At 45.3% G+C, this 12,701-nt stretch carries 8 protein-coding genes; 5 read left to right on the top strand and 3 right to left on the bottom strand.

What is annotated here, in order from left to right:
* Nucleotides 1–9: 9 nt before the first annotated feature.
* Nucleotides 10–1,839 (bottom strand): ABC transporter ATP-binding protein, encoded by a 1,830-nt coding sequence (locus MusilaSJ_RS12495; RefSeq protein WP_274990249.1) that lies wholly within the window; start codon nt 1,837–1,839, stop codon nt 10–12.
* A 192-nt stretch (nt 1,840–2,031) separates the two neighbouring features.
* Between MusilaSJ_RS12495 and MusilaSJ_RS12490 the strand changes: the two genes are divergently transcribed.
* Both MusilaSJ_RS12490 and MusilaSJ_RS12485 read left to right on the top strand, forming a co-directional pair.
* Entirely contained in the window at nt 2,032–3,960 is a 1,929-nt protein-coding gene (locus MusilaSJ_RS12490) for a sialate O-acetylesterase (RefSeq protein ID WP_274990248.1), read from the top strand.
* A 27-nt stretch (nt 3,961–3,987) separates the two neighbouring features.
* Complete coding sequence (locus MusilaSJ_RS12485; protein WP_274990247.1) at nt 3,988–5,511, top strand: glucuronyl esterase domain-containing protein; 1,524 nt, start codon at nt 3,988–3,990, stop codon at nt 5,509–5,511.
* A 496-nt stretch (nt 5,512–6,007) separates the two neighbouring features.
* Here MusilaSJ_RS12485 and MusilaSJ_RS12480 read toward each other — a convergent pair whose 3' ends face one another.
* A complete protein-coding gene (locus MusilaSJ_RS12480; protein ID WP_274990246.1) occupies nt 6,008–6,754 on the bottom strand; it encodes an SDR family NAD(P)-dependent oxidoreductase in 747 nt (248 codons plus the stop codon).
* A 12-nt stretch (nt 6,755–6,766) separates the two neighbouring features.
* On the bottom strand, nt 6,767–7,795 hold the full coding sequence (locus MusilaSJ_RS12475; protein ID WP_274990245.1) for a LacI family DNA-binding transcriptional regulator: 1,029 nt from the start codon (nt 7,793–7,795) through the stop codon (nt 6,767–6,769).
* Nucleotides 7,796–7,951: 156 nt separating this feature from the next.
* Here MusilaSJ_RS12475 and uxuA point away from each other — a divergent pair, with 156 nt between their 5' ends.
* The 3 genes from uxuA (at nt 7,952) to MusilaSJ_RS12460 (ending at nt 12,692) form a co-directional block, all read left to right on the top strand.
* The gene (uxuA, locus tag MusilaSJ_RS12470; RefSeq protein WP_274990244.1) at nt 7,952–9,151 is read left to right on the top strand and encodes a mannonate dehydratase; all 1,200 of its coding nucleotides are present in this window, start codon (nt 7,952–7,954) and stop codon (nt 9,149–9,151) included.
* A gap of 224 nt (nt 9,152–9,375) precedes the next feature.
* Nucleotides 9,376–11,556 (top strand): alpha-glucuronidase family glycosyl hydrolase, encoded by a 2,181-nt coding sequence (locus MusilaSJ_RS12465; RefSeq protein ID WP_274990243.1) that lies wholly within the window; start codon nt 9,376–9,378, stop codon nt 11,554–11,556.
* A 23-nt stretch (nt 11,557–11,579) separates the two neighbouring features.
* Entirely contained in the window at nt 11,580–12,692 is a 1,113-nt protein-coding gene (locus MusilaSJ_RS12460; protein WP_274990242.1) for a glycoside hydrolase family 43 protein, read from the top strand.
* Nucleotides 12,693–12,701 lie beyond the last annotated feature (9 nt).

The raw sequence follows: 12,701 nt of genomic DNA, 5'->3' as shown, positions 1-12,701 counted from the left end.
GCTCCCTTTTTATTGATACCCCGCAGCCTGCAAACTAAATAACTCGGCGTAACGGCCATTGTTGGCCATGAGTTCCTGATGTGTGCCTGCTTCAAGGATCTTGCCTTTTTCTAATACGATGATCCGGTCAGCCAGTCGCGCCGTTGAAAACCGGTGTGAAATGAGTACGGCCGATTTGCCCTGTGTTAATGATGAAAAGCGCTGAAATACCTCGTATTCAGCACGGGCGTCAAGCGCTGCAGTAGGTTCGTCAAGTATGAGCACCTGTGCATCTTTCATATAGGCCCTTGCCAATGCAACTTTCTGCCATTCACCGCCTGATAATTCAACCCCCTCATTAAACCGCCTGCCCAGCCACTGCTCATACCCAAGAGGAAGTTTGGCCGCAAGCGCGTCTGCAAGGCTTTCCCGGGCAGCTTTACGGATCAGTTCGGTATTGTCCTGCTCATCAATGTTTCCTACCGCAATATTCTGAGAAAAGCTCATCTGGTAACGGATATAATCCTGGAAAATAATGCCCAGGTTTAAGCGGAGATCGGTAAGGTCATAATCTCTCAAATCTGCACCATCCAGCAGGATGCGCCCTTCTGTAGGATCATATAGACGGGCAAGTAGCTTAACAAGCGTAGTTTTGCCGGCACCGTTTTCGCCTACCAATGCAATCTTTTCGCCGGGGTGCAGGGTAAAACTCAGGTGCCTGTTGGCCCATGATTCGGTGTTGTTGTACTTAAAGCCAACATCCTCAAATGTAAAGCCCTGTTTTATTGGGTTCGGAAATGGCAACGGAGACGCGGCAACTTTGATATTGGGTTTGATCTCAAAAAAGTCATGAAAATCATTTAGATAGATAGCGCCCTGTGAAACCGATGTAAAGCGGTTCAACGAATTTTCCATCAGGCTGCTCAGCTGCCTGAATGAACCTGCCAGGAAGGTAAGTGTACCTACCGAAGACTTACCCGTAACAGTTTGATAAATAATAAAACCATACGCGGTATAGTAGCCAACACTCCCTAAAACAGAAAAGAAGGTGCCCCAGGCCGAACGCCGTACAGCCAGTTTGCTGTTATCGGCATAAAATTTATCTGATAATGTTTTAAAGCGGTTAATAATAAAGTCAGCTAAACCAAAGATCTTTACCTCTTTAGCCGTTTCATCACTGGCGCCCAGGTAGCGTACATAATCCAGCTCTCTTCGTTCGGGTGTCTGGCTCCTGGTGAGCGCGTAATTCTGACTGTTAAAATAGCTTTCGCCCATAAATGACGGGATGATTGATATGAGCAGCAGCAGAATGAGCCAGGGGTTTAAAGTTAACAAGCCGGTAAGCAGGAAGGCTATGGAGATAAAATCCTGGATCTGGCTCATTACCTGTGATAAAAGTATGGTACGCCCAACGGTTTGCTGCCGGGCACGCTCCAGTTTATCATAAAATACAGAATCTTCAAACTGTTCCAGGTCGAGGGTGGCTGCATGGCGCATGATGTGCATGGAGGTATAGTTGGCAAAGAGGTCGCCCAGCAAGTTGTCCATCAGGCTGATCATCCGGTTTAAGCCGTCGGTTGCCACAGCCAGCAAAAACTCGATAACAACCAGTTTCCATAATTCATGCTGGCTTCCGCCGTGGCGGTTGAGCAATACCACCTGGTCGATGATCTGTTTGCCTACATACAACAAGGCAACCGGCATGGCCGAACGTATAATACGTAACAAAAAGCTTGCTGTTGTTTTACCCGGACTGCTTTGCCATACCAGCCTGAAAAAATCCGGGAGATTGCTTAATGCCGACAAGCGCTCTCTGAACGAAATCTTTTGCTCTGGTTTGATATTTCTTGTTTTAGCCATCTGCCGGTTTTGATAAATGCGATTTTAAACAAAAAAATGTTCATTGCTACTGCGTTGCAGGACTATGAACACATTTATGATCGTTTACTGACTAATCAGAAATTAAAATGAAAAAGATTTGTGCAATCGATTGCACAAATCTTTTTTTATTTGTTACTTAGTCAAATAAACCATCAATAATATTTCGGAATTATGAAGTCGGTGAAGCTATTACTTGTCGCGCTGTTCGCTTGTTTAATATTACCGTGCTATGGAATAGTGCGCCTGCCGCAACTGGTTGCCGATGGCATGGTATTACAGCGCGATGCCAAAGTAAAGATCTGGGGATGGGCCGATGCAGGCGAAAAAATCACCGTTAATTTTCAGCATAGAACATACCGTACCGTTACTGACGAAAGCGGTTCCTGGAAAATTGCCTTTCAGCCAATGAAAGCAGGGGGACCATATACTATGGAAATCACCGGTAATAATCGTATTACTATCCGGGACATTTTAATTGGCGATGTATGGTTTTGTTCGGGGCAATCGAATATGGTTTTGCCTATGGAGCGGGTTAAGGAAAAATATCCTGATGAAATAGCAAAAGCCAATTATCCGCAGATCAGGAATTTTTTTGTTAAAACGGAATCTGACGTAACCAGGCAACATTCGGATCTGTTACCTGGTAAATGGGTTAAGGCCGATTCTATAACCGTTTTAGGTTTTGGTGCCGCATCATGGTTTTTCGCTAAACAGCTATACCAAAAATATCATGTGCCCATCGGTATCATCAACTCAAGTGTGGGCGGTACGCCTATCGAGGCCTGGATTAGCAGCGAGGGTTTAAAAAACATTCAATCATATCATAACAGAATTGCCGAGTTCAGCAATACGGCATTTATGGATAGCGTGTTGAAAAAGCACCCGGAACCTGTGGAACCGCTTGATACAGATAAAGGCTTAAATGAAATAAAACCATGGTATGATACCACTTATCAGCCGCATAACTGGCATCATTTCTGGCTGCCGGGTTATTGGGCCGATCAGGGCGTAAAAGGCCTGAATGGGGTTGTGTGGTTCAGGAAAGAAATAAACTTGCCCGCATCGGTACAGGGCAAGACTGCTAAGTTGTATTTAGGCAGGATAGTGGATGCCGATCAAACCTATTTCAATGGCAAGTTGGTAGGAAACGTTACATATCAATACCCTCCAAGACGCTATACATTGCCTGTCGGATTATTAAAGCCGGGTAAAAATACTGTTGTGGTACGCATCACCAATACATCGGGCAAAGGTGGTTTTGTGCCCGATAAACGTTACTATCTGGCGATAGCCGGTGATACTATCGATCTTCGCGGCGACTGGCAATACAAGGTAGGGCAGGTGTTTGAACCGGTTAAGATGAAACCGGAATTTTCGGCCCAGAATGAACCTACCGGGCTTTATAATACCATGGTAGCGCCTGTTATTAATTATACTATTAAAGGTATGGTTTGGTACCAGGGCGAAAGTAATTCCAGCCGCGCATCCGAATATGGTAAGCTACTGAAAGCTCTAATTGCCGACTGGCGCAACAGGTGGCAACAAGGTAATCTTCCCTTTATATATGCACAGCTTCCTAACTTTAACGAGGTACAATATTTGCCGGCCGAAAGTAGCTGGGCCCAATTGCGAGATGGGCAGCTTAGTGCCCTTGAAGTCGCCAAGACAGGTATGGCGGTTACTCTCGGGGCAGGTGAATGGAACGATATCCATCCCCTCAATAAAAAAACCGTGGGAGAGCGACTTGCACGGGCTGCCGAGTATGTTGCTTATGGTGATGAGGATGTAGTACCATCCGGCCCGATCTATCAATCGGCTAAAATTGAGGGAAATAAAATTGAGCTCACTTTTAAAAACACCGGTGCCGGACTTGTTGCTGAAGATGGTGAAGAGTTGTCACAATTTGCAATAGCCGGGGCTGATAAAAAGTTTGTTTGGGCAAAAGCCGTTATTAACGGAGATAAGGTGCTGGTTTGGAATGATAAAATCCCTGCACCGCTTTATGTGAGGTATGCCTGGGCCGATAACCCGGATGGCGCGAATCTGTATAATAAAGAAGGCTTGCCGGCATCACCGTTTCAAACCGGGAAAGTGCAATAACCATAAATCATCTTAAAACCAGGGACGATGAAAAGTACTGCCTTCTTTTTCTTACTCACATGGGCCATTGCTGCGAAAGCGCAAACCCCGGCCCCGGTAAATTTCACTGCTGACCAGGACCATCAGCATATGATGAAGCAGTTAGGAATTAAAACCTTGCGTAACGGGCCGAGCGGCGATGAATCGGCCCCTAATCATGCTAATTATGATGAGGCGCTGGCTAACCCCTACCCGGATTTACCTGATGCCCTTACGCTAAAGAACGGTAAAAAAGTAACTACAGCCGAAATGTGGTGGAAACAGCGCCGCCCCCAAATTGTGGAGGATATGGAGCGTGAGGTTTATGGCCGCATCCCTGCTAATGTACCCAAGGTAACCTGGACGGTTAAAGTAACCGATAAAGAGCGGGTTGGCTTTTACCCGGTGATTGCCAAACAGCTTATAGGCCATGTTGATAATACGGCTTATCCACTTATCAACGTCAATATCGAAATGACTTTGGTAATTCCTGCAAATGCCAAAGGACCGGTACCGGTATTGATGATGTTTGGTCGGAGCTCGTTACCGGCGCCGGCTCAGCCTCCTGCTGCTGATGTAGAAAAGATCAACGCCGCATTGAAAGAACTGCTTGTAAAAGAACATCCCGAGTTTAAAACTATTTTTGAGCAATATCCCGCTTATAAACCTATTGCCGAACAATCTCCCTTTGGCCCAGGCGGTTTCCCGGTGATGAAAGGTGACCCGCCGACCGCCACGCAATTGATTGCCAATGGATGGGGGTATGTACTTATAGATCCGTCGTCTATTCAGGCCGATAATGGCGAAGGCTTAACCAAAGGGATCATCGGTTTGGTGAACAAAGGCCAGCCACGTAAGCCGGAGGATTGGGGAGCTTTACGGGCCTGGTCCTGGGGAGCGGCGTGTGCATTGGATTACCTGGAAACAGAACCGGCTGTTGATGCCAAACATGTAGGGATTGAAGGTGTATCCCGGTACGGAAAAGCAGCCTTGGTAACACTGGCCTTTGAGCAACGGTTTGCCATGGGGCTAATCGGTTCGTCGGGTGAGGGTGGGGCCAAGCTGCATCGCCGGAACTTTGGAGAAGCGGTTGAAAGCCTTACCGGAGGAGGATATTACTGGATGGCAGGTAACTTTATGAAATATGGCGCATCAGATGCCTCGTTTGGCCCTAAAACAGCGAAAGACCTACCGGTAGACGCGCATGAACTGATTGCATTATGTGCTCCAAGGTTTACGTTTATAAGTTATGGTATCCCCGAGCAGGGCGATGCCAAATGGCTTGATCAGCAGGGAAGCTATATGGCAACGGTAGCTGCGGGTTCTGTATTTAAATTGCTCGGCGCAAAAGATATAGGCGTTTCAAACGATTACAAAACTGAAAAAATGCCGCCGGTTAATACAGGTTTGCTTAACGGCGAGCTCGCCTGGCGTCAGCATGATGGTGGGCATACCGATGCTCCAAACGTAAAATACTTTATCGCATGGGCCAATAGATTGATGCATTATGGGAATGAAGGGAGCGGGAAGTGATTTATCAAGCCTGTCAACCATGCTTCGTTCCTGCTCATGACATGTTTAAAATGGGTGTCATGTTGAGCCAGTCGAAGCATGGTGAGTAGGGCCTCTGCGCGCGACCCTTCGACAGGCTCAGGGTGACCGGCCCTCTTTGATTGACGTCATTTTTTTCCGTCTCATCAAGGTGTCTCGCAGATTAAAGTTTACCCACAAAATCAATAGTCAAATTGAGTAATCTGCATAAGTTGAACCCCTCCGGGGTTCGGGTAAGGGGTGTGACGTTATTCCTACAAACCTTTCCCCCCTCCGGGGGGATTTTTATAATTTAATAAACATGCATTAATTGCCCAAGGACCTTTTGCACCTCTGGTGCAAAAGGTTTGTAGCTCGTAAAGTTATAGAATATCTTTTGCCCCAGAGGGGCAAAGCACGACGCCTTACTGTTTAAATGACAAGCAATTTTGTGGGTAAACTTAAACTCGTAGAGGTCCCTGATGGAATGTTATTGCTATTAAAACCCTATCGAATTACCTCCATCAACCTGTAAAACAACCCCGGTTACGTATTTGGCGGCATCTGTCGCTAAATAATAAACGGCTTCGGCTACATCGGCAGGTTCACCTAATTTGCCCATTGGGGTACGGCCCATCACTTTTTGCTTGCGGGCCGGATCATTATCCAGCGCCTTCGCCGACATGTCTGTAGCTATAAAACCAGGTGCAACACAATTAACCCTGATGCCCTGTGGCGAAAGTTCGGTAGCCATGGCCCTTGTCATGCCCTCGATGGCGGTTTTAGACGCAGAGTAAGCAATAACATAGGGAATACCATATTGTGCAGCCATCGAACTGATGTTAATTATGCTCCCACTGCCAGCTTTCAACATGATTTTTACTACCTCGCGGCTTATCGCAAATACCGAAGTAAGATTGGTTTGGATCACTCTGGTGAACTCTTCATCGGTTACTTCGGCGAAGGCTTTTTTATGGTTGATGCCTGCATTATTAACTAAAATATCAGGTGCGCCAAATTCAGCTTCAATTTCTGCTATCAGTTGCGGTATACCGGTGGTATCACTCAGATCATATTGCCTGTAACTGCAAAGATCGCCAAGCTGTGTTGCTGCCGCAATAAGTTTTGCCTCGTCACGACCTATGATGATAGTTTTGATGCCTTGCTCAGTGAATTTTTTGGTGGTAGCAAGGCCAAGGCCCGAGGCACCGCCGGTTACGATAGCAAGTTTGGTCTTTGAGTTCATGGATTTTTTTAATTATTTTCTTCTGGAGGATTCACGTACTATCAATTCCGATCTTAAGATGAGGCTATGCGTTTGTTGCAGATCCTGCCTGTTTGCCAAATGATTGATAAGCATGTTGGCGGCAACCTCGCCCATTTCATATCCTTTGTAATTTACGGTAGTGAGATTGGGCTCAATCACACAGGCTGCCGGATCATTATTAAAACCCGCCACGGCTATTTGTTCGGGGATTTTGATGCCTGCCTTTTTCAGCACTTGTATGCAGCTTACGGCACTTACATCGTTAACTGTAAATATGCCATCGGGGAGTGGATCCATTTGTAAAATCGCTTCGGTAGCAGCAGCGGCTTCTTTAGCGCTCAGGTCGTTGATGATCACCAATTGCTCATCAAAAGCAATTTGGTGTGCTTCAAGTGCTTTTTTATACCCGCGCAGGCGTTCGGTGTAAACATTGCGCAATTGGTTGCCTGTAATATGTACTATCCGTTTGCAGCCTTGCTGAAGCAGGTGATCAGTTACCTCGTAGGCCGCTTTGAAGTTATCGATATAGATTTGCGGATATTGCTCATGCTCAACTATCCTGTCAAAGAAAAGCACCGGGATATTACGTTTGATAAAAGGTTCAAAATGCCCAATGCCGGTGGTATCATAAGCTAAGGAAACCAACAGGCCGTCGACCCGGTTATTCAGCATGGCCCTGGCGTTACTGATCTCTTTCTTCATCGTCTCTAACGACTGACTGATGATGAGATTGTAGTTATTGTCGTTCACCACTTTTTCGATGCCTGCAATAACGTCCGACATGAAACTGCTGTTGAGCCGCGGCACAATAACGCCGATGATGTTGCTGTTTTTACGGCGTAAATTACTGGCGAACGAATTGGAGCGGTAACCCATTTCTTCGGCTGCCTTAATAATCTTCTTTTTGGTATTTTTATTAACCCGCGGGTGATCTTTGAGCGCACGGCTAACCGTAGCTGCCGAAACCTTTAATTTTTCGGCAATGTCATATATGGTTATCTCTTTTTCGCTGTCCGACATATAGTTAATCTAAAATACATAAACGATGTTGCGGTTCGATAATAACCGCTGCCAAGCTGTTCAGGGATAAAAGTATAAAATTATTACAGATTATTTAAAATTTATGCAATCGGTTGCATAAATTTATCGCGTTGATAGCAATTGATTTTAAATAATATGGTACCAGATTTAAAACAAACTTTCCGGTGGTTTGGCCCCGGCGACCCGGTAACTTTAAGTGCAATAAAACAAACGGGAGCAAGCGGTATAGTGACCGCGCTTCATCATATACCTTGCGGGGATATTTGGAGCCATGAAGAAATCAGGCAGCGGAAAGCGGTAATTGAAAGTGAGGGCTTTAACTGGGCGGTTGTGGAGAGTGTGAATATTCATGAAAGTATCAAAATTGGTAGTGCGGAACGCGACAAATACATCGAAAACTATATCCAAACGCTGAGAAATTTAGCGCAAGAAGGAGTCGGTACCGTATGTTATAATTTTATGTCGGTATTAGATTGGACCCGTACGCATCTTGATTATCGATTAGCAAACGGTGCTTCAGCATTGCTTTACAACGCTCCGGCTTTAGCAGCTTTTGACTTGTATATTTTAAAGCGCGAGGATGCCTTTAACGAATTTACCACCGATCAACAGGCGGCTGCAAAGCATTACCTTGATGGGCTGAATGACGAAGACAAAACGCTATTAACCAATACAATATTGGCCGGCCTGCCCGGTACAGATGAGGTTTTTACCATTGCGGAATTTAAAGAACACCTTAACAAATACAGTGAGGTAGACGCGCAAGCATTAAAGGAAAACCTGTTTTATTTTTTACGGGCGATAATTCCATATGCCGAAAAACTGGGCATTAAAATGTGTATCCATCCTGATGATCCCCCGTTTCCTATCCTGGGGCTGCCCCGTGTAGCATCGTCCTTAAATGATCTTACTGATATTGTAAATAGTTATCTTTCAGTTGCCAATGGTATCACGCTTTGTACCGGCTCGTTAGGTGCATCGGGCAAAAATGATCTTCCTGAAATTATAAGCCGCCTGGGTGATAAGATCCACTTTTTACACCTGCGCAACGTGGCCCGGCAGCCGGATGGCAGCTTTTATGAGGCCGATCATTTAACAGGCAGTGTTGATATGTATGCCGTGGTGAAAGCAATTATCAATGAACAGATGGCCCGTAAAAATGCAGGCCGGAGTGATATGGCTATCCCCATGCGGCCTGATCACGGGCATAAACTACTTGATGACTTTAATTATGAAACCTATCCCGGCTATTCAGTAATTGGCAGGTTAAAGGGCCTGGCCGAGTTACGCGGATTGGAGATGGGGATTAAACGCATACTGTACGACGAGCAATAGCTGCAATAAATAAGGTAGCTTAAATAAGGAATCAATAATTAAATTCCTATTGCTAAAAGTCATAAAAGTTTTTATCTTGCAATCGATTGCATAAAGCTAAAACTTTATAAACCATACTAAAATGAGGCGGGAGCTTAACCCATTTCATTCATGAGTTTTTCAACAGATCAATTGTGTTTTTTATAAATCAGCTTAAGGTTTATAAAGCTGGAATTAATAATGCCATGGCCAAATATTCATTAACGAACATGTGTTTACTGGTGCTGCTTTTCATGGCGGCGATAAATAAAGTTTATGCAAACGATGGCTATAAATTATGGCTTGAATATAATAAGGTGAGCAATAAGCAACTGGCAGTTACTTACAGGCAACAGTTGCAATACATGATTTTTCCGCCACAGTCTGACCAGCTTAAAGCTGCAAGGACCGAGCTCTTGACGGGCCTGGGGGGAACGCTGGCCCTAAAGCCAAGAGATGTTAAAAACATAACCAATGGGCAAACTATCATAATTGGAACGCCGCGATCATTAAAGGCTTTTTCGATAACTGCCCCCGATAGCATCGGCAGCGAAGGGTATCTTATCAAAACTGCCCTTGTCAATCAAAAGAAATGTATCATCATAACGGCTAACACCGACGCAGGGGTTATGTACGGTGTTTTTAATTTTTTAAAGCTAATCCAAACCCATCAATCTATTAATAAACTTGATCTTTCAGATCACCCAAGGATGATGTACCGGGTACTTGATCATTGGGATAACCTGAACCGTACCGTGGAGCGGGGCTATGCGGGCTCATCCATCTGGAACTGGCACAAGCTGCCAGGTGTGGTTGATCAGCGTTATATTGATTATGCGCGGGCCAATGCTTCGGTAGGGATCAATGGCTCAGTTGTAAACAATGTAAATGCAGATGCCCTGATTCTTTCGCCCCAATATTTGTTAAAAGTGCAGGCTTTGGCCAATGTATTCAGAACATATGGTATCAGGATCTACCTGTCTGTAAAATTCAGCAGCCCGGTTGAGCTGGGTGGCCTAAAAACTGCCGATCCGTTTGATCCCGCAGTAAAAAGATGGTGGGCTGATAAGGCTGATGAAATTTATCGCTACATTCCTGATTTCGGCGGGTTTTTGGTGAAGGCTAATTCGGAGGGACAACCCGGTCCGCAAAGCTATGGCCGTACCCATGCCGATGGAGCAAATATGCTCGCCGATGCTTTAGCTCCTCATCATGGCATAGTGATGTGGCGTGCTTTTGTTTATGATAATAAAGTGCCAGATGACCGTTTTAAGCAAGCCTATAACGAGTTTAAGCCTTTTGATAGAAAGTTTAGGGATAATGTGATCATCCAGGTAAAGAATGGTCCGATAGATTTTCAGCCAAGAGAGCCATTTCACCCGCTGTTTGGGGCTATGCCCAATACCCCGCTGATGATGGAGTTCCAGTTAACACAGGAATATCTCGGTTTTTCAACGCACCTGGTTTATGAAGCTCCATTATTTGCCGAATGCCTGCAATCGGATACATATACGCATGGAAAAGGTACAACCGTTGCGCGGGTGATCAAGGGTGATTTTAACAAAAAACTGATAACCGGCATGGCGGGCGTGGCTAATATTGGCACTGATTTAAACTGGTGCGGTCATCCCTTTGCTCAGGCTAACTGGTATGCCTTCGGCCGTATGGCCTGGAACCCCGATCAATCCCCGGCGCTAATTGCAGGCGACTGGCTCAAGATGACTTTTACTAATGACGAAAGCTTTGTATCGCAGGTAAAAAACTTCATGCTGCAATCGAGGGAAAACACAGTTAATTATATGACCCCGCTCGGGCTGCACCATATTATGGGGGTGTCAACGCACTATGGCCCTGGTCCCTGGGTTGATAATGCCGGTCGTCCTGATTGGAATGCCACTTATTACCATAAAGCCGATTCAGCAGGGATAGGCTTTGACCGTACAGGCACGGGTAGCGATGCACTCTCGCAATATGCACCTGAAGTTAAGGCACACTGGGAAAACCTGCAAACCTGCCCTGATGAATACCTGCTGTGGTTTCACCATTTAAGCTGGACCTATAAAATGCGCTCGGGCAGGTCATTGTGGAATGAGCTGGTTCATCATTACTATATAGGAGCCGATTCTGTTAAACAAATGGGCCTTACCTGGGACAAAATGCAGGGCAGGATAGATGCCGAACGTTTTACGGAAGTAAAACAACTGATGCAGGTTCAGTTAAATGAGGCTACAACCTGGCGCGATGCCTGTGTTTTATATTTCCAAACATTTTCAAAAATGCCTGTCCCGGCTAACTACCCCAAGCCGGAGCACCCGCTGGATTATTATAAAAAAATGAAGTTTTATTATGTGCCGGGCATAGGGGGCAATAATTACATGACCAATTAATCACTATCATAAACCAAACGTCAATGAGCAAGCAATTTACCACAGCAAAATTAGTCCCCGCACTTTTTGCATCCTTATGCATTTTGAGTGCATGTGATTCATCAACAAAAAAAACAGCTAATGCAGGCGATAGTACAAAAACAGATACAGGCAAAAAAGTAAAATATCTTTCCGAGCCGCTCATCAGTTCCATTTACACAGCCGATCCATCGGCCCATGTATTTAACGGCAAAATTTATATCTATCCATCGCATGATATCGATGCGGGTATTCCCGAAAATGATAACGGCGACCATTTTGCCATGAAGGATTATCACATCCTGTCGATGGATAGCATTGGCGGCAAGGTTACAGATAATGGTGTGGCACTTGATATTAAAGATATCCCATGGGCAGGAAGGCAGCTTTGGGCGCCTGATGCTGCTTATAAAAACGGCACCTATTACCTGTATTTTCCGGTAAAGGATAAAAAAGATGTATTCCATATTGGTGTGGCGACTTCTGCAAGCCCGGTTGGTCCGTTTAGGGCCGAGCCTGAACCAATAGCCGGAAGTTACAGTATTGACCCTGCCGTGTTTACGGATACCGATGGTAAAACCTACATGTATTTCGGCGGCATTTGGGGAGGGCAGCTTCAGCGCTGGATCTCCGGTAAATACGAGGCAGATGGATCGAAAACAGATTCGAAACAGGAAGATGCCCCAGCCATAAGCTGTAAAGTAGCTTTGCTTAAACCAGATATGAAAACTTTTGACGGTGCTGTAAAAGATGCTGTTATTTTAGATAGCCTGGGTAAACCGTTATTGACCAAAGATCATGACCGCCGCTTTTTTGAAGGTTCGTGGATGCATAAATACAATGGTAAATATTACTTCACTTATTCAACCGGCGATACACATTTGCTTTGCTATGCAATAGGTGATAGTCCGCTTGCGCCATTTACTTATAAGGGCGTATTTATGAAACCGGTAGAGGGCTGGACAACCCACCATTCCATCATCGAAATAAAAGGCAAATGGTATATATTTTACCACGATACCCAACTATCGGGCAAAACACACCTGCGCAACGTGAAGGTAACCGAACTGCAGCATAATGCCGATGGTTCTATCAAGCTGATCGATCCGTTTTTGTAACCTCATCGA

The organism is Mucilaginibacter sp. SJ, from assembly GCF_028993635.1.
Lineage (GTDB): Bacteria > Bacteroidota > Bacteroidia > Sphingobacteriales > Sphingobacteriaceae > Mucilaginibacter.
Note: the sequence above shows the minus strand (reverse complement) of the source record. Positions and strands in the feature narration are given on the sequence as shown.